Consider the following 20,781-nt stretch of genomic DNA (forward strand, 5'->3'; position numbering starts at 1 on the left):
GCCGCCTCCAGGCGGGCCAGGGCCGCCGCCAGCTCCCGCCCTGCGGCGCCCGTGGCCTGGGCCGTCGCGGTGGCACCGGCGTCGGCCAGGCGCACTGCCCAGGCCAGATCCTCCGGCACGGCGGCCCCCAGGGTGAGGGTGCTGATCCCCTCGGCCAGCAGAAAGCGGTAGGCCAGCTCCAGCGGCGCGAAGGGGGTGCAGTCGGCGACCAGTTCGGGGGGAGGGTCATGGAGGCGGCCGCCCTTGTCGGCCGGGGAGATGGCCATCACGCCGATGCCCGCCGCCAGGGCGGCCCGGGCCAGGGGCAGCCGCTCCCGGTCGAACAGATGCACGTGCAGGCTGCAGAAGCCGAAGCGGCCGCTGGCCAGGGCCGCCTCGATCAGGGCGGTGTCGCCATGGCTGCTGAAGCCCACTTGACCCACCAGCCCCTCCTCCGTGGCCCAGGCCAGCAGGTCGGCCCCCGGCCCCGAGAGGGCCCAGGCCAGATGCTCCAGCCGGTTGAGGCCGTGCACCGCCAGGTTGTCGAGCCGCTCGACCCCCAGTCGCCGCAGGCAGGCCCGCAGCTGGGCCCGGCCGTCGTCCGGCTCCGGCCCCGGCAGCAGCTTGCTGGTCAGCACCAGGGAGGCACGGGCGGCGGGGTCCCGCTCCCCCAGCCGCGCCAGGGCCCGGCCGAGGAAGGCCTCGGCCGGGCCGTAGGCGGGGGCCGTCTCGATGTGGTTGATGCCCGCCGCCAGGGCCGCATCCAGCACCGCCTCCATCAGCGCCGGGGACTCCAGGGCCCGCATCGTGCCGAGGGTGAAGGCCGAGACCGGCCGGCCCTGTCCGAAGGGGCGGCGTGCCGCCGCCAGCGGCGCCGCCGGCGGCTCAGAGGCCAGGGCTGCCCCCCTCGGGGCCGTCCTCCGGGCCCGGATCGGCCTCGGCGACGGTGCGGCCGATGTGGCGGATCAGGTCGGCCGGGGTGGTGCGGTCCAGGAAGCGGCGGAAATCCTCCTGGTCCTCGGCATCGGCCTCCGCATCCACGGGAATCGAGGCATCGGCGACCACCTCCTCCAGCATCCAGATGCCGCTGTCGGTGCGCAGGGCCAGGGCGATGGCGTCGCTGGGCCGGGCGTCCAGTTCGAGGGGCCGGTCGCTGCCATTGCTGAGCTTGAGCACGGCCCGGAAGGTGTTGTCCTCGATGGTGTGGATGATCACCCGCTCCAGCCGCAGGCCGCCGGCCTCCAGCAGGCTGGCCATCAGGTCGTGGCTGAGGGGCCGGGGTGGCCGCTCCCGGTTGAGGCCCGAGAGGATGTTCTGGGCCTGGGCCTGGTCGATCCAGATCGGCACCTGCCGGCGGCCGGATGGGTCCCGCAGCAGCACGATCGGACTGCGGCTGGCCGCATCCAGGGCGATCCCGGCGACACGCATTTCAACCATGGTCGGGCCCGTTCCTCGCGCGTGTTGGTCCCCGTGAAACGATTATGGCCAGTGCCGCCGCCTCAGGGGATGTTCACCGGACTGGTGCAGGCCATCGGCAGGCTGGAGCGGAGTCCGGCCGGGGTGCGGGTGCGCACCGACCTCGGCCCCCTGGCCCTGGGGGACAGCGTCGCCGTTGACGGGGTCTGTCTGACGGTGGCCGAGCGCCTGGCCGATGGCTTCCGGGCCGACGTCAGCGCGGAGACCCTGGGCCGCAGCACCCTGGCCGAGCGGGCCGCCAGCGGCGGCCGGGTCAACCTGGAGCCGGCCCTGCGCCTGGCCGACCGGCTCGGGGGCCACCTGGTCAGCGGTCACGTCGATGGCCTGGGCGAGATCACCGCCATCGAGCGACAGCCTGGTTCCTGGCGCCTGGAGGTGGCCTGGCTGGATCCGGCCTACGGGCGCTACGTGTGCGAGAAGGCGAGCGTGGCCCTCGACGGCATCAGCCTCACGGTGGCGGGCTGCGAGCCCGACGGCAGCCGCTTCTGGATCGCGGTGATTCCCACCACCTGGACCGGCACCACCTTGGCGGAGCGCCGGGTGGGGGACCGGGTCAATCTGGAGGCCGACCTGCTGGCCAAGTACACCGAGCGGCTGCTGCGGCCGGCGGCGGCGGCGCCCCAGGCCACGCTCTCCTCCACCTGGCTGGCGGAGCACGGCTGGGGCTAGGCCGCCGGCGCTTCCCGGCCGCGGCCCATCCGCTGCGGCCCTCCCTCAGGGGTGCTGCAACACATCAAGCGCCGTTGTCAGTGGCGGGCTGTCTTGTCACGCTGGCGACAGCGCGAATGGCGATGATGCTCTCTCCAGATGCCCCCTCCTCCCGTCAGGCCATGGGGACGGCCCTGCGCGCCTTCACCCTGGCCGAAGGGGTGATGCTGATTGTGCTGGGGGTGCTGGCCCTGGTCTTTCCCGTGCTGGCCTCCAAGTGGGTCACCGCCGTGGTGGCCATCGCCTTCCTGGTGGGGGGGCTGGTGGGCTGGATCAGTTCCCTGCTGCGCTCCCCGGGCCTGAGCCGGGCGATCACCTTCTGGCGCCTGGTGACCTCCACCCTGTTCCTGGTGCTGGGGGTGTGGATGATCCAGCAGATGGCGGCCGGTCCGGCGGCGGCGGCCATCCCGATGGCGGGCCTGGCCCTGGCCATCGGCGTGGTGTTCGTGGTGGAGGGGATGGTGGAGGTCCTGGTGGCGACCTCCCACCGTCACATCCCCGGCTGGCGCTGGGGACTGCTGAACGGCCTGGTCACCCTCGCCCTGGGGCTGCTGATCCTCACCATGAAGTTCTGGAGTCTGCTCTGGGTGGTGGGCACCCTGGTGGGCATCAGCTTTCTGTTCAGCGGCATCGATCTGCTGCGCTTCAGCGCCAGCTTCCACCCCGAGCAGGACTGAGGGCCGGAACAGGACCGGTGGCGCTGGGGGCCAGCGGCGGTGCTCAGGACGGGCCGTCGGTGCTGGCGCCATCGAGGGGCAGCAGCCAGATCGAACCGGTCTCCTTGTGGATCTCGATGCGGAACTCCTGGCCGGGCTCCAGCCCCATGCGCCGGGTGTAGGCCTGGCCGATCAGCAGGTTGCCGTTGCCGTGGACCCGGGTGCGGAACTCGGCCTGGCGCCCCTTGCCCACCCCGGCCGAGCCGCCGCCGCCGCTGCTCGACGGGGTGGCGTAGCCCTTGGCGGCCACCAGGGCGCGATAGAAGTTCTTCCGCAGCACCCGACCGCTCGGACCCACGTAGCCGCAGGCTCGGGCGATCTGCTCCTCGGGCCGGTTGCTGAGGGAACGGGCCCGCTCCAGCAGGGCCTGGCCCTCCAGCATGACGGTGCCGGCCGAACGGTCCTCGTTGACTGGTCCTTTCTGGGCACCCATCAGCCGGTCCGACGGAGACATCTTGATTGATTGTGCCGATGATTGTGGTGATCGGGCAACAGTCAGCGAATCAGAGCAGGTAAAGAATCCCGTAAAGCACCACCCAGATGCCGTCGACGAAATGCCAGTAGAGCTCGGCGGCCTCCAGGCCGAAGGGGGTGGTGCTGGTGACGCGGCCGCCGTTGCGGGTCTGCACCCAGACCAGCAGGATGCAGATCACCCCCAGGGTGACGTGCAGACCGTGGAAGCCCGTCAGGGCATAGAAGGTGCTGGCGAAGAGGTTGTCGGTGAGGCCGAAGGGAAGGGTGAAGTACTCCACCATCTGGCCGGCCAGAAACGCCGCTCCCAGGGCTGCGGTGAGCAGCAGCCAGTTCCGGCAGGGCCCCATCCGCCCCAGCAGCAGATTGCGGCCGGAGCGATGGAAGGTGTAGCTGCTCACCAGCAGCAGCATGGTGTTGATCGATGGCAGCAGCAGTTCCAGCTCGTAGGTGGAGCCCGCCGGCAGGGGATTGACCGCCCGGAAGGTGAGATAGGCGGCGAAGAAGCCGGCGAAGGTCATGCCGTCGGCCACCAGGAAGGTGGCCAGGCCGAAGAGCCGCAGGTCGGCATGGCCGCCGTGGGCCTCGGCGGCGGCCGCTTCGGCGGCGGTGGCGCTGCTGCTGGTGGCGAGGCTGGTCATGCGGGCCGACGGGGGAAGGGGAGGTGGGGACGGCAGGGGGGAGACGGTCAGCGTCGGCCGGCGCCCGTCCAGAGGTCGCGACCGGTGGCGGCCTCGAGGCTCAGGGTGTCTTCGTCGACGCCGTAACCGTAGGGGTGCTGCACCAGCGGCGCCTCACCGACCCAGTTCTCCACCGGCGGCGGTGAAGAGGTGAGCCATTCCGGGGTGAGGGCATTCCAGGGGTTGTCGCCGGCTTCGCGGCCGCGGAAGGCGCTCACGACCACGTTGTAGAGGAACGGCAGGCTGCTGACCGCCATCAGCAGGGCGCCCACACTGCTGATCTGGTTGAGGGTGGTGAAGCTGGGGTCGTACTCCGCCACCCGCCGCGGCATGCCGTTGAGGCCCAGCCAGTGCTGGGGGGCGAAACAGAGGTTGAAGCCCACGAAGGTGAGCAGGAAATGCAGCCGGCCCAGATCCTCATCCAGCATCCTGCCGGTGAACTTCGGATACCAGTGGTAGACCGAGGCGAAGATCACGAACACCGTGCCGCCGTAGACGATGTAGTGGAAGTGGCCGACGACGAAATAGGTGTCGTGGACGTGGATGTCGAAGGGAACCTGGGCCAGGGCGACACCGGTGATGCCGCCGAAGACGAAATTGACGATGAAGGCGCAGGAAAACAGCATGGCGCTGTTGAGGGCCAGCTTGCCGCCCCAGAGGGTGGCCAGCCAGTTGAAGAACTTGATGCCGGTGGGAACGGCGATGAAGGAGGTGGCGATCGTGAAGAACAGGCGCATCCAGGGGGGGGTGCCGCTGGTGAACATGTGGTGGGCCCAGACCACCAGGCCCAGCACCACGATCGCCAGGATCGAATACACCATGGTGGTGTAGCCGAAGAGGGGCTTGCGGGAGTGGATCGGCAGGATCTCACTCACCAGGCCGAAGGCCGGCAGCACCATGATGTACACGGCCGGGTGGGAATAGAACCAGAAGAGGTGCTGGTAGACCACCACGTTCCCGCCCATGGCGGGGTTGAAGAAGCCCGTGTGGGCGACGATGTCGAAGCTCAGCAGCAGCAGGGTGCCGGCCAGGACGGGGGTGGAGAGCACCACCAAGATGCTGGTGCCGAGCATCGCCCAGCAGTACATGGGCAGCTGCATCAGCTTCAGGCCGGGGCGGCGCAGCTTCAGCACGGTGGCGATGAAGTTGATGCCGCCGAAGATCGAGCTGCCCCCCAGAAGCAGCACACTGACGATCCAGACGACCTGGCCCAGGGCCGGCGTGGTGATGCTCAGGGGTGGGTAGGCCGTCCAGCCGGACTGGGCCGCCCCGGTGATGAAGTAGCTGCCGATCAGCAGGATCCCCGCCGGCGGAATCATCCAGAAGGCCACGGCATTGAGCCTGGGGAAGGCCATGTCCCTGGCGCCCACATAAAAGGGAATCAGGTAGTTGCCGAAGGCACCGTTCACCACCGGCACGATCCACAGGAAGATCATCACCGTGCCGTGGAGGGTGAGCACTTCGTTGTAGGTTTCGCGGCTGACGAAATCCGAGATCGGGCTGGCCAGCTCGGCGCGGATCACGCCGGCCAGGGCGCCGCCGATGAAATAGAAGAGGAAGCCGGTCACCAGGTACTGCAGCCCGATCACCTTGTGATCCAGGCTGAAACTGAAGTAGCGCAGCCAGCCCTGGGGCTGGAGGCTCTCCTGGAAGTCGTTGGGGGAGGCGACGGTCATCGGGCGATGGGTGCGGGCGGTGTCGGGTTCAGGGTCGGGATGTCAGGCGGTGGGGTGGCCCGCGGCGCTGGCCACCGTGGCGGCGACGGGACTGTTCTTCTGCAGCCAGGCGTCGTAGGCATCCGGCTCGTGTACCACCACGGTGGAGCGCATGCCGCCGTGGTAAGGCCCGCAGAGCTCGGCGCAGATGATCGGGTAGCTGCCCGCCTTGGTGGGGGTGAAGGTGAGCACGGTGGGCTGGCCCGGGATCACGTCCTGCTTGAGCCGGAACTGGGGCACCCAGAAGGCGTGGATCACGTCGTTGGCCTTCATGCGCAGCTCCACCGGCCGGCCGTTGGGCACATGCAGCTCACCGCTGATGATGTCGCCTTCCGGGTAATGGAAGATGAAGGCGAACTGCATCGCCGTCACCTCCACCGGCAGGACATTGGTTTCCCCGGCCGCCGTGCCGATGCCGCCCCAGACCCGGGGGGCCTTCAGGGGATCCGTGGCAGCGAGGGAGGGGTCCGCCGCGGTGACGGACGCCTCCATCGTTTCCATCGCCGGCATCCGGTGCATGGCGGAGTGGTCGTTGAGGCTGCTCATGCCCCCCATGCGCTCGTAGATGTCGTAGCTGTAGATGCCGACGAACAGCACCACGACCGCGGGGATCGCCGTCCAGACGATCTCAAGCAGGAGATTTCCCTCGATCGCCAGGCCGTCGGTGTGGTCGCCGCTGCGGCGGCGGAAGCGCACCAGGCTGAACACCACGAGGCCGACGATGCCCAGGAACAGGATCGTGCCGATGCTGAACAGCACCCGGAACAGGGAGTCGTAGACAGGCGCGTTGGCGCTGGCGTCCAGAGGCAGAAGGTTGACGTTGGTCCCCACCCACAGGCCGGTGAGCACGAGTGCCATGCCCACCAGCAGCGTGACCAGGGAAGAGGGAATGGGCACAGCGACGGCGGGGGACGGCGTTTCGGGAGGGTGGAAGCCCTGGGGCCAGCACTCCTAGGGCCAACAGCTTATGGACGGCCGTTCGCGCGCCGCGCGTTCGTTGTAACCAGAGAAGCAATTTCGGAGAAATTTCACATTCACAGCGCACGATGTGCTGATTCGCACATCTTTCAACGCCGCCAACTTCCCTGGCTTTCAGGCCGCCCGCCCGGGCCCGGGCCGCCGGCCACTGCGACCATGGAACGCACCCACGCCCGGCTGCGGTGCGAGCGGCCACCGGATGGCCGACATTCCGGGGGCCCCACGCCCCTGGCCGTCCTTGAGCGGAGCTGCGATGCCCTTCACCCACGAGCAGATCCAGAGGCTCCGCCACCGCCATCGCGGCTACATCCTCACCCTCGCCAGCGAGGTGCTGCTGATCCTGCTGCTGCCGTTCTGCCAGTCGCACGCCTGGCTGCTCTCGCTGCTGCTGATCGGCCTGGCGGTGGTGCTCATCACCACGGTGACGCGCTACTCCCCCCTGATCAGCACCCGGCCACTGCTGTACGGGCTCGGGGGCCTGGCGCTCGCCCTGGAGGGGGTGTGGCATCTGGCCCTGGCCTTCGATCCACCGCTGGGGCGCCTGGTCACGGTGCCCCATGTGATCGCCTGGCTCCTGTTCTTCCTGGTGGCGCTGGTCCGCAAGGTGAAGACCCTGGTCCGCGAGCCCTTCGTGACGCTGGCCGTGGTGATGGGGGCCACCTCCGGCTATCTGCTGGTGGGCATCGCCGGCGGCGTGATGCTGGTGGCCCTGTGGGTGCTGCACCCGGGCGCCTACGACCTCTCCGCCCTGCCGGTGCTTCAGGACCCCAACGCTGACGCCGTGGCGATGGCGCCGGCGCTGATGGCCGCGTCCTTCATGATCCTGACCTCCGTGGGATCGGCGGTGCTCCGCAGCAGCGACGTGACCGGGCAGGTGATCACCGTGGTGATCACCATCTCGGGGCAGCTGTACATCGCCATCCTCATTGCCCTGATCCTGGGCCGCTTCCATCGCAGGCCCGGCAGCGGACGGGCCTGGCCGCCGTCCCGGTCCCATCGGGAGGGCCATCCGCCTTCTAGCCGCTGAGCCGGGATCGGTGGAGGCCCCTCCTCCCCGTGCGTCGGGACGGATCCGGTGTCTGCCCCCTGCCGTAGCGGTTATCACCACGGCAGGGGGCAGGCCCGTTCGGGCGCCGTGGGTTCGTTGTAGCCAGAGAAGCAATTTCGGAGAATTTTCACATTCACTTCGGACGATGTGCTGATTCGCACATCTTTCAAGTCCCGCTAACTTGGGCAACCGGAAGAGCATTCATTCATGGCCGTGGCGCCGTCCGCGCAACCCCTGCCCCCGCTCCGGTCCGCCGCCGGGGAGAGCTGGCCCGTGCGCCTGGTGCCCGTGCTCACCGCCCACCTCGTCGTCGCCCTGGTGGCCCTCGTGGCCATCGGCGGCGCCACCCGGGTGATGCAGGCCGGTCTGGCCTGTCCAGACTGGCCCCTCTGCTACGGCGTGCTCTGGCCGGGCCGCCAGTGGAACCTGCAGGTGTTTCTGGAGTGGTTCCACCGCCTCGACGCCTTCCTGGTGGGCGTGGCCCTGCTGCTCCTGTTCGCCCTCAGCCTGCGGTTCCGCTCGCACTTCCCGCTCTGGCTGCCCTGGAGCGCCGGTCTGGCGCTCGGCCTGGTGGCCGTCCAGGGTGGCCTCGGGGCCCTCACCGTGCTCAGCCAGCTGGCCGCCCCCACCGTCACCCTGCATCTGGCCACGGCCCTCAGCCTGGTGTTGCTGCTGAGCGCCATGCACCAGGGGCTGGAGCGCCCTGCCGCCGCCTCGGCCGCTCCGGCGGCCGGCGAGCTGCCGCCCTGGTGGTTCCCCCTCCCCGTGCTGGCCGCCCTGCTGGTGGGCGGTCAGTGCCTGCTGGGGGCTGCCATGGCCAGCCGCTGGGCCGCCCCGCTGTGCCTGCAGGCCGGCGAGGGCTGCCACTGGCTGCTGCTGCATCGGCAGGGGGCCTATCCGGCGGCTGTCGCCGTGCTGTCGGTGGCCGCCGCTTCCCTGGCCCTCCCCGCCGGCCGGGGCCGGATCAGGGGGCTGGCCTTCGCCGCCGCTGGCCTGGTGGTGGTCCAGGTGGTGCTAGGGGTGCTCACCCTGCGTCTCCAGCTGGCTGTCCCCGCCGTCACGATCGCCCACCAGCTCACCGCCGCTCTGCTTGTCGGGGTGCTGGGTGGGCTCTGGGGAGTCTCGTTCCCGTCCCCTTCTGTTTCTGCCCGTCCCGAGGTGGCCCATGGTTAGTGTCAGCGCCGTGGCGTCCATCGCCGCTCCCTCCGCGCCGGCGGCGATCCGGCCCTCGGTGAAGCTCCCGGCCTGGCTGGAGGTGGCCAAGCCCCGGCTGATTCCCCTGCTGCTCGCCACCACAGTGGGCGGCATGGCCCTCACCGCCGCCTGGCCGCTCGACCCGGTGCGCCTGCTCTGCACCCTGGTGGGCGGTTCGATGGCCTCGGCCGCCGCCGGGGTCCTCAACTGCCTCTGGGAGCAGGAACTCGACGGCCGCATGCAGCGCACCAGCCGCCGTGCCCTGCCCTCGGGCCGCCTGGCCCAGCGCCAGGCCTTCGGCCTCGCGGTGGCCCTCACCGTTGGCTCGGTGCTGGTGCTCGTCCTGGGGGTCAACGCCCTGGCCGCCTCCCTGGCCCTGCTGGGGCTGTGCAGCTACGTGCTGCTCTACACGGCCCTGCTCAAGCCCCGCACCACCCAGAACATCGTCATCGGCGGCATGGCCGGGGCGATCCCGCCCCTGGTGGGCGCGGCGGCCGCCACCGGCCACCTGGGCTGGAGCAGCTGGTGGCTGTTCAGCCTGGTGATGGTTTGGACCCCGGCCCATTTCTGGGCCCTGGCCCTGCTGCTGCACGAGGACTACCGCTCCGTGGGCATTCCGATGCTGCCGGTGGTGAAGGGGCTGACGGTCACGGCCCGGGCCATCGGCCGCTACAGCTGGGCCACGGTGGCCCTGAGCCTGGCCGGGGTGGTCGCCCTCCCCAGCGGCGGCTGGCTCTACGGCCTGCTGGTGCTCCCCTTCAACGCCCGGCTCCTGCAGCTCAGCACCAGCCTGTCGGAGGACCCCGGCGATCCCCGCCGGGCCCGCAGCCTGTTCCGCTGGTCGATCTTCTACCTGTTCGGCATCTGTCTGCTGCTGGTGCTGGCGCGCACGCCCCTCGCCAGTGCCGTCCACCCGGCCGCCCTGCTGGCCGCCGCCCTCCATCTGGCACCGGCTGCGGCTGCCTAGATTGGCCTGGATTCCAGCCCTTCGCGATTGATCCCGGCTTGATCGAGCTCGAGCACCTCAGCAAGCGTTTCGGTGGCCGCAAGGTTGCCCCCGTGCAGGCCCTCGACGACCTCTCCCTCAGCGTGCCGGCGGGTTCCCTTTACGGTCTGCTGGGGCCCAACGGCGCCGGCAAGACGACCGCCCTGCGCATCCTCTGCACCCTGCTGGCGCCCGATGCCGGCCAGGTCCGGGTGGCGGGGGTGGACGCCCTGGCCGAGCCCCGCGCCGTCCGGCGCCTGCTCGGCTACGTGGCCCAGGAGGTGGCCATTGACAAGATCCTCACGGGTCGGGAGCTGCTCCATCTCCAGGCCGCCCTGCATCACATGGGGGCCGCCGACCGTCTGGAGCGCACCGCCGAACTGATCGAGCTGCTCGCCATGGGGGAGTGGATCGACCGCCGCTGCGGCGGCTACTCCGGCGGCATGCGCCGGCGTCTGGATCTGGCCGCCGGCCTGCTGCACCGCCCCAGGGTGCTGGTGCTCGATGAACCCACCGTCGGCCTCGACATCGAGAGCCGCGCCACCATCTGGCAGGTGCTGCGTCAGCTGCGGGACCAGGGCACCACGGTGCTGCTCAGCAGCCACTACCTCGAGGAGGTGGATGCCCTCGCCGACCGCCTGGCCATCATCGACGGCGGCCGGGTGATCGCCGAAGGCACCCCCGCCGCCCTCAAGGGCGCCCTCGGTGGCGACCGGGTGACGCTGCGGGTGCGGGAGTTCAGCGACGAGCAGGAGGCGAGCCGGGTGCGCGACCTGCTCCAGGCCTGCCGCGGTGTCCGCCAGGTGGTGGTCAACCGGGCCCAGGGCTATTCCCTCAACCTGGTGGTGGAGGACAGCGGCGTGGTGGAGACCCTGCGGCAGCAGCTGGCCGAGGCCCAGCTGCCGGTGTTCGCCCTGGCCCAGAGCCGTCCCAGCCTCGATGACGTCTACCTTCAGGCCACCGGCCGCACCCTGAGTGATGCGGAACTCTCCGTGGCCGGTCGCCGCGACCTCAAGGAGGAACGCAAGCAGTCGATGCGATGACCCGCACCCCCCCATCCCCATGACCAGCGCCAGCCCCTCCCTGACCCCCCTGCCCGCCGCCAGCGGTGAACCGTCGGCCCTGGCCGAGATCACCCAGGAGACGCTCGCCCTCACCCGCCGCCTGTTCGTCCAGCTGGCCCGGCGTCCCTCCACCCTGTTGGCGGGCGTGCTGCAGCCGCTGATCTGGCTGGTGCTGTTCGGGGCCCTGTTCGCCAACGCTCCGGAGGGTCTGCTCCCCGGCGGCCTCAGCTACGGCCGCTTCCTGGGGGCCGGGGTGATCGTGTTCACGGCCTTCAGCGCCGCCCTCAATGCCGGTCTGCCGGTGATGTTCGACCGGGAGTTCGGCTTTCTCAACCGCCTGCTGGTGGCGCCGTTGCGCTCCCGCAGCTCGATCGTCTTCGCCTCGGTGCTCTACATCACCAGCCTGAGCCTGGTGCAGAGTCTGGCGATCATGGGCACCGCAGCCCTGCTGGGCTACGGCTGGCCCGGTGGGGCGGGGCTGCTGCTGGTGCTGGTCACCCTGCTGCTGCTCGTCTTCGCCGTCACCGCCCTCAGCCTCGGCCTGGCCTTCGCCCTGCCGGGTCACATCGAGCTGATCGCGGTGATCTTCGTGGCCAACCTGCCGCTCCTGTTCGCCAGCACCGCCCTGGCCCCGATTTCCTTCATGCCCCCCTGGCTGGGCTGGCTGGCGGCCCTGAATCCCCTTACCTTCGCGATTGAACCGATCCGCGCCGCCTACGCGGGATCCTTCCACCTCACCGATGTGGTGCTGGTGGCCCCCTACGGATCCCTCTCGGCCCTCACCTGCCTGGCCATCCTGGCGGGGCTGGCCGCCGGTCTGTTCCTGCTGATCCGCCCGATGCTGGATCGCAAGCTCACCTGACGCCCCGCCCCGTGTCCCTGCCGTCCCCCCGTCCAGAGCTTTCCCAGCTGCTGCTCGACGCCATCCGCCGCAGGGATGCCGCCACCGTCGCCCGCCTCACCGGCCAGTGGGCCCACCGCCATGGGGTGACCTCCCTGGAGAGCTTCCGCACCGGCAGCGTGGTGGCCGAGGCGGGCTGGGAGGCCGGCGACTGGCTGCTGCAGCACATGGACGCGGCCATGGCCCCAGCCAGCGTGACCATGGCCGAGGCTTTCGCCGCCCTGGAAGATTCCTTCGCCGGCCCGCCGCCGCCCACTCCGACCCCGCCCGTCCCCGCCGCGACCACGGCTGTCCCCACCACGATCACGCCCGTCCCCAGCCCGATGGTCCCCAGCCCGGTCACCCCCATCAGGGTCGTCGCCGTGGCGAAAGCCCCCCTCACGGACGCCATCGAGCCGCCCCTCCCCGCCCCCGTGGCCGAGGCCGAAGGGGCCGCCGGCCTGTCGGACGTCATCGCCCTGCACCCCCTCACCCCGAGCACCTCGCCGGCCCCGGCGCCCCCCACCCTGGCCGACCTGCGCTGCTGGCTCTCCGCGGCGCCGCAGCATCGACGCGCCAGCTGATCCCCGACACCCACTGCCGCCCCGATGGCGTCTTCCCGTCCCCTTCCTGAACGGGCCGCCCTCGGCGGTCGACTGATCGTCTCGGTGCAGGCACCGGAGGGTTCCCCGATGCGCGATCCGGCCGTGATCGCTGCGATGGCGGAGGCCAGCCTGCTCCAGGGGGCCGCCGGCGTGCGGCTGGAAAGCCCCGAGCACATCGGCGCGGTGCGGCGCCGCTGCCCCGACGCCCTGATCGTCGGTCTCTGGAAGCGCACGTTTCCCGGTAGCCCGGTGTACATCACCCCCGGCTGGGAGGAGATCCGTGCCGTCTGGGCGGCGGGAGCCGATGTGGTGGCCATCGATGCCACCGAGCGCCCCAGGCCCGACGGCCAGGAGCTGGAGGCGCTGATCGTGCGGGCCAGCCAGGAGCTGGGGGCCCCGCTGATGGCGGATGTGGACAGCGTGGCGAACGGGCTGCGGGCGGCGACCCTGGGCTGCCAGTGGGTGGGTACCACCCTCTACGGCTACACCGAAGCCACCGCCGCGCAGCTGCCACCGGCCTGGGACCTGCTGGGCCCCCTGCGCCGCGAGCTGCCCGAAGCGGTGGCCCTGGTCTGCGAGGGGGGCATCGCCTCGAAGCAGGAGGCGACCCGCGCCCTCGCCTGTGGGGCCGATGCCGTGGTGGTGGGGACGGCGATCACGGGTGTGGACCTGCAGGTGGCCGCCTACGTAAAGGCCATGGCCGGCTGAGCCTCAGCCCAACCGGCCCGTGCGAGCCCCCCGGGGCTCACATCATGCCGGGCATTCCCATGCCGCCCATGCCACCCATCCCTCCCATGCCGCCCATTCCACCCATGCCGCCGTCACCGGCGGGGGGAGCGGGGGGTTCCGGCTTGTCGGCGATCACGGCCTCGGTGGTGATCAGCAGCGAGGCGATCGAGACCGCATCCTGCAGGGCCAGCCGCACCACCTTGGCCGCATCCAGGATGCCGACGGCGAGCAGGTCGTCGTAGCTGTCGGTGAGGGCGTTGTAGCCCTTGCCCTGGCTCAGCATCTGCTGCACCACCACGTCGCCGTTGGCGCCGGCGTTGATGGCGATCTGGCGGGCCGGGGCCGCCAGAGCCCGCTGCACGATCTCGACCCCGGTGCGGACGTCGCCCTCGCAGCGGCTGGCCAGGGCTCCGAGTTCCTCGGTGAGTTCCACCAGGGTGCTGCCGCCCCCGCCGACGATGCCCTCATCGATGGCGGCCCGGGTGGCGTTGAGGGCGTCTTCGATGCGCAGCTTGCGGTTGCGCAGTTCGGTCTCGGTGGGGGCCCCCACCTTGATCACCGCCACCCCGCCGGCCAGCTTGGCGATGCGCTCGTTGAGCTTCTCGCGGTCGTACTCGGAGTCGGTGGCCTCCAGCTCCCGCTTGATGGCGGCCACCCGGTCGGCCACGGCGGCGCGCTGGTCGTCGGCGGCCACGATCGTGGTCGTGTCCTTGGTGATGGTGATGCGGTGGGCATGGCCCAGGTCGGCCAGGGTGGCCTTGTCGAGGGTCATGGCCCGGTCCTCGCTGATCACCGTGGCGCCGGTGAGGATGGCGATGTCCTCGAGCATGGCCTTGCGGCGGTCGCCGAAGCCCGGCGCCCGCACGGCGGCCACCTGGAGCACGCCGCGGGTCTTGTTGACCACCAGGGTGGCCAGGGCCTCACCCTCCACCTCCTCGGCCAGGATCACCAGGGGCCGGCCGCTCTTGGAGACGGCCTCCAGCACCGGCACCAGGTCGACCACGGTGCTGATCTTGCGATCGGTGATCAGCAGCAGGGGATTGTCGAAGGCGCACTCGCGCCGGTCCTGGTCGGTGACGAAGTAGGGGGAGGAATAGCCGCGATCGAAGGCCATGCCCTCGGTCACCTCCAGCTCGGTGGCCAGGGACTTGGATTCCTCCACGGTGATCACGCCATCGGCGCTCACCTTCTCGACCGCTTCGGCGATCATGCGGCCGATCTCCTCGTCGTTGCCGGCGCTCACCGTGGCCACCTGGCGGATGGCGTCGCCCGCCACGGCGCGGGAACGGGCTGCGATGCCCGCCACCACCACGGCCGTGGCCTGCTCCATGCCACGCCGCAGGGCCACCGGGCTGGCGCCGGCGGCCACGTTGCGCAGGCCCTCATGCACCAGCGACTGGGCAAGGACGGCCGCGGTGGTGGTGCCATCGCCGGCGGTGTCCTTGGTTTTCGAGGCCACCTGCTGCATCAGCTTGGCGCCCAGGTTCTCGAAGGGATCCTCGAGTTCGATCTCCTTGGCGATGGTGACGCCGTCATTGATGATGTCGGGGGCGCCGTACTTCTTCTCCAGCACCACGTTGCGACCCTTCGGTCCGATGGTGACCTTCACCGCATCGACCAGGGCATTGACGCCCCGTTCGAGGGAATCGCGGGAGGCATCGGCGAACTGGATCAGTTTGGCCATCGACGGAGTCACATCAGGAGCATCCGTCGCAGCGTCCCACAGCGACCCCGCCAGAGGCATCCGGCCCTCGGTGGGGAAAGCCGAATCGCCCGTTCCCAGGAGGCGGCAGGCCCCCGCCGCAGGAGGTACCTTCAAACCATGGAAGACCTGCTGCAGCAGACCCTCGACAGCGCCGCCACCGAATCGGCCCTCGTGCCGAGCAGCTCCGCCGATGGCATGGTGTTCCTGCTGATCGCCGCCCTGGGCCTGCTGATGGCCCTGGTCTATGTGCCGATCCGCCTGTTCCTCACCCTCACGGCCCGCAGTCGCCGGCTGCGGCTGCTGCAGCGGATCCGCAAGCTGCGCGAGGACCTCGCCCAGCCCCTGGCTCCCGAACCCTGAGCAGCGCTCAGCGCATCACCATGCCGCCATCCACCTGCAGCACCTGGCCGGTGATGTAGGCCGCCGCCGGATCGGCCGCCAGGAAGCGCACCGCTCCGGCCACCTCGCCGGGCTGGCCCATGCGGCCGAGGGGGATGGCGGCCAGGATCGGCTCCTTGTCGAGGTCCCGGGTCATGTCGCTGTCGATGAAGCCGGGGGCCACCGCGTTCACCGTGATGCCGCGGCTGGCGAATTCGGCGGCGGTGCTGCGGGTCAGGCCGATGACGCCGGCCTTGGCGGCGCTGTAGTTGGCCTGCCCGGGGTTGCCCATCAGGGCCACCACCGAGGTGATGTTGATGATGCGGCCGCGGCGGGCCTTGAGCATGCTGCGGCTGACGGCGCGGGTGCACAGGAACACCCCGGTCAGGTTGAGGTCGATCACGCTCTGCCAGTCGGCGGTCTTCATCCGCATCAGCAGGCCGTCGCGGGTGATGCCGGCGTTGTTGATCAGCACATCGAGGCGCCCCTCCGTGTCCAGCACCGCCTTCACCATCGCCTCGACGGCCGCTTCATCGGCCACATCCGCCTGGTGGCTCCAGGCCCGGCCGCCGGCCGCGGTGATCGCCGTCACCACCGCCTCGGCCGCCTCGGGCGAGCGGGCGTAGTTCACCACCACCATGGCGCCCGCCTGAGCCAGGGACTCGGCGATGGCCCGGCCGATCCCCCGGCTGGCGCCGGTCACCAGGGCGACCTGACCGGAGAGGGGAGCGGCGCTGGACATGGCGGCGGGAGCAGGGTGAGGCGATCGTATGCCGTGCGCCGGCCCAGCCCGATCGGCACCCAGCTCCCGCTCAGTCGGCCATCTGGTCGGCACTCTCGAGGGCAGGGCCGAGCACATCGGCGAAGCGCTGCAGCTGCTCCTTGCTGCCCATCACCACCAGCAGCTGGCCCGCCTCCAGGCGGATGTCGCCGCCGGGGTTGGTGACCAGCGTGGCCTCCGGCGTGCCGTAGGTGGTGCCCCGGTAGGAGTACGGGTTGACCACCGCCGGCGCCGGGGTGCGGATGGCCAGCACCTGGGCGCCGCTGCGGCGGCCGAACTGCATCTCCGCCAGGCTGCGGCCCTGGAGCTCCCCCAGCCGGGACGGGTCGTCGCTGAGCTGGAATTCCTCCACCTCGCAGTCGGAGCCCGCCAGGAGCTCCATGAAGTCGACGGCGAGGGGCCGCAAGGCGGTGGCGGCCATCACCCGGCCCCCCGCCACGTAGGGGCTCACCACCTGGTCGGCGCCGGCCAGGCGCAGCTTGCGACCCGCCTCGGCGCTGTCGGAGCGGGCGATCAGCCGGCAGCGGGGGGCCAGCCCCCGGGCGCTGAGCACCACGTAGAGGTTGGCGGCATTGTTGGAGAGGGCCGCCACCAGGCTGCGGCACTGGTGGATGCCCGCCTCCACCAGGGTTTCGTCGAGGGTGGCGTCGGCGAACAGCACCGGCAGCCCCCGCTCCTCCGCCGCATCCCGGCAGCCTGGATCCATCTCCACCACCAGCAGGGGCACCTTCTCCCGGATCAGCTGGTCGGCGATCTCCTGACCGATGCGGCCGTAGCCGCAGAGAATCACGTGGTTGTTCATGCTTTGGACCCAGTTGCGGAAACGGCGCTGCCGCAGGCGCCGGAAGTAGCCGGTTTCGGAGAGCCCCACCAGGTTCTGGATCGTCAGCTGCACCACCACCAGCCCGCCGGCGAGGGAGAACACGGTGACGAGCCGGCCAGCGGTGGACAGGGGCTCCACCTCGCCGTAGCCGATGGTGGGGATGGTGATCGCCACCATCCAGTAGCAATCACCCCAGTCCCAGCCCTCGGTGATCCGATAGCCGATGGCGCTGGCGTTGACCACCACGATCAGGGCGATCAGGGGGGTGAGCCAGGGGCGGCGCACCCGGGCGGAGGGGGGACGCTTCCTGCGGGCGAACCACAGGCGACTCATCGGCGTGGCTCAGCCGAGGCCCAGGGCCCTGAGCACGTCGTTGCAGGGGAGGTCACGCAGGTGGCCATCGGAACCCAGTCCTTGTACTCCGTCGCGCACCGGAAGGCTGTCGCTGCTGCGACCCAGGGCCACCACCGGCGTGCCGCTGAGCAGGGCCAGTTCGATCGTCACCGGATCGCTGGCCAGCACCACGTCACTGGCGGCCACCAGGGCGGCCCGGCCGGGGATCTCGGCCGCCGTGGCCGGCGGCAACTGCTGGCTGCGCAGGCCGGGGAGGCTGGCGGCGATGCGGCCGGGGAGCTCCTGCCAGGCCGCATCGGGCCAGTCGCCGGGGCGGCCGGAGGGGGCCAGCAGCAGCATGGGCCCGTCGCCGGCCGGCAGCGCGGCCATGGCTTCGTCGAGGGCGGTTCGGGGGAGGGCCAGGCGGAAAGCGGCGGCCTCCAGCCGCACCCCGATCGGCCGCAGGTAGGCCTCAAGGGCCTGGGCCGGCCAGAGACCCTGGGGCACCTGCACCTTCTCGGTGGCGGAGAAGCCCCCGGCCGCCATCCGGTTGGGGATGTGGCTCATCGAGAGCATCAGGTCGACCTGACGGCCGGCCGCCAGATTGATGCAGGCCTGGAAATCGGGCTCTCGCACCGACCCCAGCAGGTTGGCCCAGTCGGCCAGGGTGGCGTCGCCGAAGTTGAAGGGGATCACCTTCTCCACCGCCGGCAGCAGCTTCCAGAGAGCGGCCAGCGTCGGGTGGCAGACCACCTGCATCTGGAACCGGAGCTGTTCGGCGGTGGCCGCCACGGCCGGAAGCGCCTGCAGCTGGCTGGCGCCGTCGCCCGGGATCAGAAACAGTGCGCGCATCGGGCGTTCGGTCGGGCGGGCCTCGCGGCCTGATTGTATGGAGAGGACTCCAGTGTTCCGCCCGGGCGGCCCATCGCTTGTGCATTTGCTGATCGCCGCCGCCGGCAGCGGGCGCCGCATGGGTGCCGCCACCAACAAGCTGCTGCTGCCCCTGGCCGGACGCCCCGTTCTGGCCTGGACGCTGGACGCCGCCCTGGCCTGCGGGGCCATCCGCTGGATCGGGGTGATGGGCCGGCCGGAGGACGAGGCGGCGATCGGCGCCATCCTGTCCGCGGCGGAGCCCCGGCGGTCCCTGGCCCAGCCGGTGGCCTGGATCGTCGGCGGCGACACCCGCCAGGAGTCGGTGCGGCTGGGCCTGGCAGCCCTGCCGGCGGATGCCGAGGCGGTGCTGATCCATGACGGCGCCCGTTGCCTGGCGGAACCGGACCTGCTGGAGCGCTGCGCCACGGCCCTGAAGGAGGCGATGGCCGAGGGGGCCGGCATCATCGCCGCCACCCCCGTCACCGACACCATCAAGCAGGTGGATGGCCGCGGCGTGATCACCGCCACCCCGGAACGCAGCGGCCTGTGGGCGGCCCAGACCCCCCAGGGATTCGGGGTGGCCCAGCTGCGGGAGGCCCACGGGCGGGCCGAGCGCGAGGGCTGGAGCGTCACCGATGACGCGGCGCTATATGAACGCCTGGGGCTGCCGGTGCGGGTGCTGGAGGCGCCCCCCTCCAACATCAAGCTCACCACCCGCTTCGATCTCACCATCGCCAGCGCCGTGCTGGCGGCCCGCGGGGCCTGAGGCCGCCGATGGACAACGCCGCCCAGCTCGAGACGATCGCCGCCCGCTGGCAGGGGTCCTTCCACAACCGGCGCCAGGTGGCCGCGAACGTGGCCAGGGGCGGTCCGGCGGCGCCCGAGCTCACCCGGGAACTGCGCACCCTGGAGGTGGAGCGGCTGCAGGCGCCCCAACTGGGGGTGGTGGTGCTCTATTTCCAGGAATTCCGGGCCAGGGCCCCCCAGCTGGCCCACCGCCAGCGGGTGGTGGTGCTGCGTCAGGATCCGGACCGCGGCGCTGTCCGGGCCGAGCAGCTGTTCTTCCGCGGCGGACCCACCTACGACCGCCCGCCCCTGGCGGCCTCCCTGGTGCAGGAGCTGGGCCCGGAGGCCTTCGACCGCCATCCGGGCTGCGACCTCTTTTTCGAGGCGGAGCCGGCCCTCGACCGCTTCCGCGCCCGCATGGATCCGGGCGCCTGCCGCTATCGGCATCCCCAGGACGGGGAGGTCTGCGCCGAGTTCGAGATGCTGCTCCATCCCGACCAGCTCTGGTACCGGGACCGCAGCCTGCGGCTGGCCGACGGGTCGGTGCGGGGCGAGGTCGACGGCTTCAGCTGGCTGCTGTTCGACCGGGCGGCGGGAGCGGCCGAGCTGCCGGCCCTGGTGGGGCAGCAGGGGGTGTGGCGCGGCAGCTTCCGCCGCTACGACGCCGGCGGCGGCCTGCTCGACACCTTCCCCAGCCTGGTCACCATCCGGGTGTTCCAGGAGGCGGGCCACTGGCGCTATCACCAGACCAACCTGCTGGGCCCCGAGAACGCTCCGCTGCGGCGCATCGAGGCCCGGGGCGAGATCCACTCCGGCCGGGTGTGGTTCGCCAGCGAGCGCTACCGGGGCTGGGCCATGGATCTGCCGGGGGAGCAGCCCGCCGCCGGCAGCCTGCTGGTGATGCACCCCCACGACCCCGCCGACCCCGAGGTGCACGAGATCATCAGCTGCAGCCCCGATGGCCGCCGCCGCTGGCGGGTGGCCCAGATGCTGAAGGAGGGCTGCCTGGTGGGGCGCACCGCCATCGACGAGGAGAGGCTCACGGGCGACTGACGCTCCCCCCGGCACCATCGATGAGGCTCAGCCGGCCGCGGTCGGCGTCGAGGCGGGCGCGCACCCCCAGGGGCAGGGCGGCATTGACGTCGCCGTGGCCCACCGGCAGGCCGGCCAGCACCGGGATCCCCAGATCGGCCGTGCGCTCCCGGAGCACCTGCTCCAGGCTGAAGCGGTTGGCGTCGCCTTCGGGGTCTGTGGGATCGTCACAGCCCTCGAAGCTGCCGAAGCCAAGGCCCCCCAGGCGCTGCAGGGCACCGCAGAGGCGCCAGTGGGTGAGCATCCGCTCGATCCGGTAGGGGGCCTCCCCCACGTCCTCGAGGATCAGGATCGCCCCGTCCAGGTCCGGCAGGTGCGGGGTGCCCAGCAGGTGGGTCGCCACCGTGAGGTTGGCGGCCAGCAGGGGTCCTTCGGCCTGGCCGCCCACCCAGCTCTCCCCCGCCAGATCGGCCAGGGGCTCGCCGAACAGCAGGGCCCGCAGCCGCTCCCGGCTCCAGGCCGGTTCGGCGGCCAGGGTGGTGAGCAGGGGCCCGTGGATGGCGCCCCCCTGGCCCGTCGCCAGCCGGTGCCACAGCAGGGACGTGACATCGGAGAAGCCCAGCAGCCAGCCCCCGGCCGTCTCCAGGGGGCGCTCCAGCAGCCGCGCCGATCCCCAGCCCCCCCGCACGCAGGCCAGCAGGGCCGCCGGCTGCCCCGGAGCGGCCTCCGGCTGCAGATCGCCGGCCCGTTCGGCGTCCCGACCCGCCAGGTAGCCCCAGCGGCGCGCGGGCAGCCGGGCGGGATCGTCATCCAGCGCCAGGCCCCAGCCGGCCAGCACCGCC

23 protein-coding genes are annotated in these 20,781 nt (G+C 71.2%); 12 read left to right on the top strand and 11 right to left on the bottom strand.

The window, feature by feature from the left end; all coding sequences use genetic code 11:
• Both KBY81_RS13020 and KBY81_RS13025 read right to left on the bottom strand, forming a co-directional pair.
• Nucleotides 1-785 (bottom strand): aldo/keto reductase (locus KBY81_RS13020; RefSeq protein WP_254976707.1); only part of this gene is annotated, 785 nt, incomplete at its 3' end.
• Nucleotides 786-864: 79 nt separating this feature from the next.
• Nucleotides 865-1,416, bottom strand: coding sequence for a bifunctional nuclease family protein (locus KBY81_RS13025; protein WP_106220408.1), 552 nt, complete (start codon nucleotides 1,414-1,416; stop codon nucleotides 865-867).
• Nucleotides 1,417-1,485: 69 nt separating this feature from the next.
• Between KBY81_RS13025 and KBY81_RS13030 the strand changes: the two genes are divergently transcribed.
• Together KBY81_RS13030 and KBY81_RS13035 are read left to right on the top strand one after the other, a co-directional pair.
• Nucleotides 1,486-2,124, top strand: a complete 639-nt coding sequence (locus KBY81_RS13030) for a riboflavin synthase (RefSeq protein WP_106220409.1) — start codon at nucleotides 1,486-1,488, stop codon at nucleotides 2,122-2,124.
• A gap of 125 nt (nucleotides 2,125-2,249) precedes the next feature.
• On the top strand, nucleotides 2,250-2,840 hold the full coding sequence (locus tag KBY81_RS13035) for an HdeD family acid-resistance protein (RefSeq protein WP_106220507.1): 591 nt from the start codon (nucleotides 2,250-2,252) through the stop codon (nucleotides 2,838-2,840).
• A 43-nt stretch (nucleotides 2,841-2,883) separates the two neighbouring features.
• Here the strand turns inward: KBY81_RS13035 and KBY81_RS13040 are convergent, their stop codons facing one another.
• The 4 genes from KBY81_RS13040 to KBY81_RS13055 form a co-directional block, all read right to left on the bottom strand.
• Nucleotides 2,884-3,261, bottom strand: a complete 378-nt coding sequence (locus KBY81_RS13040) for an AbrB family transcriptional regulator (protein WP_106220508.1) — start codon at nucleotides 3,259-3,261, stop codon at nucleotides 2,884-2,886.
• Nucleotides 3,262-3,382: 121 nt separating this feature from the next.
• On the bottom strand, nucleotides 3,383-3,991 hold the full coding sequence (locus tag KBY81_RS13045) for a heme-copper oxidase subunit III (protein ID WP_106220410.1): 609 nt from the start codon (nucleotides 3,989-3,991) through the stop codon (nucleotides 3,383-3,385).
• 47 nt (nucleotides 3,992-4,038) lie between these two features.
• The gene (gene ctaD / locus KBY81_RS13050) at nucleotides 4,039-5,706 is read right to left on the bottom strand and encodes a cytochrome c oxidase subunit I (RefSeq protein ID WP_254976708.1); all 1,668 of its coding nucleotides are present in this window, start codon (nucleotides 5,704-5,706) and stop codon (nucleotides 4,039-4,041) included.
• Nucleotides 5,707-5,748: 42 nt separating this feature from the next.
• A complete protein-coding gene (locus KBY81_RS13055) occupies nucleotides 5,749-6,642 on the bottom strand; it encodes a cytochrome c oxidase subunit II (RefSeq protein WP_106220412.1) in 894 nt (297 codons plus the stop codon).
• A gap of 334 nt (nucleotides 6,643-6,976) precedes the next feature.
• Between KBY81_RS13055 and KBY81_RS13060 the strand changes: the two genes are divergently transcribed.
• The 7 genes from KBY81_RS13060 to KBY81_RS13090 all read left to right on the top strand — a co-directional run bounded on the left by KBY81_RS13060 (nucleotide 6,977) and on the right by KBY81_RS13090 (nucleotide 13,207).
• Complete coding sequence (locus tag KBY81_RS13060) at nucleotides 6,977-7,750, top strand: hypothetical protein (RefSeq protein WP_254970449.1); 774 nt, start codon at nucleotides 6,977-6,979, stop codon at nucleotides 7,748-7,750.
• 228 nt (nucleotides 7,751-7,978) lie between these two features.
• Complete coding sequence (locus KBY81_RS13065; protein ID WP_254976709.1) at nucleotides 7,979-8,944, top strand: heme A synthase; 966 nt, start codon at nucleotides 7,979-7,981, stop codon at nucleotides 8,942-8,944.
• A complete protein-coding gene (locus KBY81_RS13070) occupies nucleotides 8,937-9,932 on the top strand; it encodes a heme o synthase (protein WP_106220415.1) in 996 nt (331 codons plus the stop codon). Before KBY81_RS13065 ends, KBY81_RS13070 begins: the two co-directional genes overlap by 8 nt.
• A 38-nt stretch (nucleotides 9,933-9,970) precedes the next feature.
• Nucleotides 9,971-10,993 (top strand): ABC transporter ATP-binding protein, encoded by a 1,023-nt coding sequence (locus KBY81_RS13075; protein WP_106220416.1) that lies wholly within the window; start codon nucleotides 9,971-9,973, stop codon nucleotides 10,991-10,993.
• Nucleotides 10,994-11,012: 19 nt separating this feature from the next.
• Nucleotides 11,013-11,876, top strand: coding sequence for an ABC transporter permease (locus KBY81_RS13080; RefSeq protein ID WP_254976710.1), 864 nt, complete (start codon nucleotides 11,013-11,015; stop codon nucleotides 11,874-11,876).
• 11 nt (nucleotides 11,877-11,887) lie between these two features.
• A complete protein-coding gene (locus KBY81_RS13085) occupies nucleotides 11,888-12,478 on the top strand; it encodes a hypothetical protein (RefSeq protein WP_254976711.1) in 591 nt (196 codons plus the stop codon).
• A gap of 24 nt (nucleotides 12,479-12,502) precedes the next feature.
• Nucleotides 12,503-13,207 (top strand): N-acetylmannosamine-6-phosphate 2-epimerase, encoded by a 705-nt coding sequence (locus tag KBY81_RS13090; RefSeq protein ID WP_254976712.1) that lies wholly within the window; start codon nucleotides 12,503-12,505, stop codon nucleotides 13,205-13,207.
• Between the two features lie 37 nt (nucleotides 13,208-13,244).
• Here KBY81_RS13090 and groL read toward each other — a convergent pair whose 3' ends face one another.
• The gene (gene groL, locus KBY81_RS13095) at nucleotides 13,245-14,912 is read right to left on the bottom strand and encodes a chaperonin GroEL (protein ID WP_254976713.1); all 1,668 of its coding nucleotides are present in this window, start codon (nucleotides 14,910-14,912) and stop codon (nucleotides 13,245-13,247) included.
• Nucleotides 14,913-15,050: 138 nt separating this feature from the next.
• On the opposite strand from groL, the gene KBY81_RS13100 reads away from it, so the two are divergent.
• Nucleotides 15,051-15,293, top strand: coding sequence for a hypothetical protein (locus tag KBY81_RS13100; protein WP_106220421.1), 243 nt, complete (start codon nucleotides 15,051-15,053; stop codon nucleotides 15,291-15,293).
• A 7-nt stretch (nucleotides 15,294-15,300) separates the two neighbouring features.
• Here the strand turns inward: KBY81_RS13100 and fabG are convergent, their stop codons facing one another.
• From fabG to KBY81_RS13115, 3 genes are all read right to left on the bottom strand, one after another.
• Entirely contained in the window at nucleotides 15,301-16,053 is a 753-nt protein-coding gene (gene fabG, locus KBY81_RS13105; RefSeq protein WP_254976714.1) for a 3-oxoacyl-[acyl-carrier-protein] reductase, read from the bottom strand.
• Nucleotides 16,054-16,123: 70 nt separating this feature from the next.
• Entirely contained in the window at nucleotides 16,124-17,248 is a 1,125-nt protein-coding gene (locus tag KBY81_RS13110; RefSeq protein ID WP_106220423.1) for a TrkA family potassium uptake protein, read from the bottom strand.
• Between the two features lie 9 nt (nucleotides 17,249-17,257).
• Nucleotides 17,258-18,100, bottom strand: coding sequence for a glycosyltransferase family 9 protein (locus KBY81_RS13115; protein ID WP_254976715.1), 843 nt, complete (start codon nucleotides 18,098-18,100; stop codon nucleotides 17,258-17,260).
• Nucleotides 18,101-18,179: 79 nt separating this feature from the next.
• Here KBY81_RS13115 and ispD point away from each other — a divergent pair, with 79 nt between their 5' ends.
• Together ispD and KBY81_RS13125 are read left to right on the top strand one after the other, a co-directional pair.
• Nucleotides 18,180-18,887 carry a 2-C-methyl-D-erythritol 4-phosphate cytidylyltransferase gene (ispD, locus tag KBY81_RS13120; protein WP_254976716.1) on the top strand — a complete coding sequence of 236 codons (708 nt, stop codon included), beginning with the start codon at nucleotides 18,180-18,182 and terminating at the stop codon, nucleotides 18,885-18,887.
• An 8-nt stretch (nucleotides 18,888-18,895) separates the two neighbouring features.
• On the top strand, nucleotides 18,896-19,960 hold the full coding sequence (locus KBY81_RS13125) for a CpcT/CpeT family chromophore lyase (RefSeq protein ID WP_254976717.1): 1,065 nt from the start codon (nucleotides 18,896-18,898) through the stop codon (nucleotides 19,958-19,960).
• Here KBY81_RS13125 and KBY81_RS13130 read toward each other — a convergent pair.
• Nucleotides 19,947-20,781: LD-carboxypeptidase (locus KBY81_RS13130; protein ID WP_254976718.1), on the bottom strand; the 835-nt coding region annotated here is incomplete at its 5' end. The genes KBY81_RS13125 and KBY81_RS13130 overlap by 14 nt on opposite strands.

Origin of the sequence: Cyanobium sp. Lug-B (assembly GCF_024345635.1) — a bacterium.
Classification (GTDB): Bacteria; Cyanobacteriota; Cyanobacteriia; order PCC-6307; family Cyanobiaceae; genus Cyanobium; species Cyanobium minutissimum.

Excerpts from the sequence above, each read along its gene's own strand:
- KBY81_RS13025 (WP_106220408.1), bottom strand. The coding sequence starts at position 1,416 with ATGGTTGAAATGCGTGTCGCCGGGATCGCCCTGGATGCGGCCAGCCGC.
- KBY81_RS13030 (WP_106220409.1), top strand. The coding sequence starts at position 1,486 with ATGTTCACCGGACTGGTGCAGGCCATCGGCAGGCTGGAGCGGAGTCCG.
- KBY81_RS13035 (WP_106220507.1), top strand. The coding sequence starts at position 2,250 with ATGCTCTCTCCAGATGCCCCCTCCTCCCGTCAGGCCATGGGGACGGCC.
- KBY81_RS13040 (WP_106220508.1), bottom strand. The coding sequence starts at position 3,261 with ATGCTGGAGGGCCAGGCCCTGCTGGAGCGGGCCCGTTCCCTCAGCAAC.
- KBY81_RS13045 (WP_106220410.1), bottom strand. The coding sequence starts at position 3,991 with ATGACCAGCCTCGCCACCAGCAGCAGCGCCACCGCCGCCGAAGCGGCC.
- ctaD (WP_254976708.1), bottom strand. The coding sequence starts at position 5,706 with ATGACCGTCGCCTCCCCCAACGACTTCCAGGAGAGCCTCCAGCCCCAG.
- KBY81_RS13060 (WP_254970449.1), top strand. The coding sequence starts at position 6,977 with ATGCCCTTCACCCACGAGCAGATCCAGAGGCTCCGCCACCGCCATCGC.
- KBY81_RS13065 (WP_254976709.1), top strand. The coding sequence starts at position 7,979 with ATGGCCGTGGCGCCGTCCGCGCAACCCCTGCCCCCGCTCCGGTCCGCC.
- KBY81_RS13070 (WP_106220415.1), top strand. The coding sequence starts at position 8,937 with ATGGTTAGTGTCAGCGCCGTGGCGTCCATCGCCGCTCCCTCCGCGCCG.
- KBY81_RS13080 (WP_254976710.1), top strand. The coding sequence starts at position 11,013 with ATGACCAGCGCCAGCCCCTCCCTGACCCCCCTGCCCGCCGCCAGCGGT.
- KBY81_RS13090 (WP_254976712.1), top strand. The coding sequence starts at position 12,503 with ATGGCGTCTTCCCGTCCCCTTCCTGAACGGGCCGCCCTCGGCGGTCGA.
- groL (WP_254976713.1), bottom strand. The coding sequence starts at position 14,912 with ATGGCCAAACTGATCCAGTTCGCCGATGCCTCCCGCGATTCCCTCGAA.
- KBY81_RS13100 (WP_106220421.1), top strand. The coding sequence starts at position 15,051 with ATGGAAGACCTGCTGCAGCAGACCCTCGACAGCGCCGCCACCGAATCG.
- fabG (WP_254976714.1), bottom strand. The coding sequence starts at position 16,053 with ATGTCCAGCGCCGCTCCCCTCTCCGGTCAGGTCGCCCTGGTGACCGGC.
- KBY81_RS13110 (WP_106220423.1), bottom strand. The coding sequence starts at position 17,248 with ATGAGTCGCCTGTGGTTCGCCCGCAGGAAGCGTCCCCCCTCCGCCCGG.
- KBY81_RS13115 (WP_254976715.1), bottom strand. The coding sequence starts at position 18,100 with ATGCGCGCACTGTTTCTGATCCCGGGCGACGGCGCCAGCCAGCTGCAG.
- KBY81_RS13125 (WP_254976717.1), top strand. The coding sequence starts at position 18,896 with ATGGACAACGCCGCCCAGCTCGAGACGATCGCCGCCCGCTGGCAGGGG.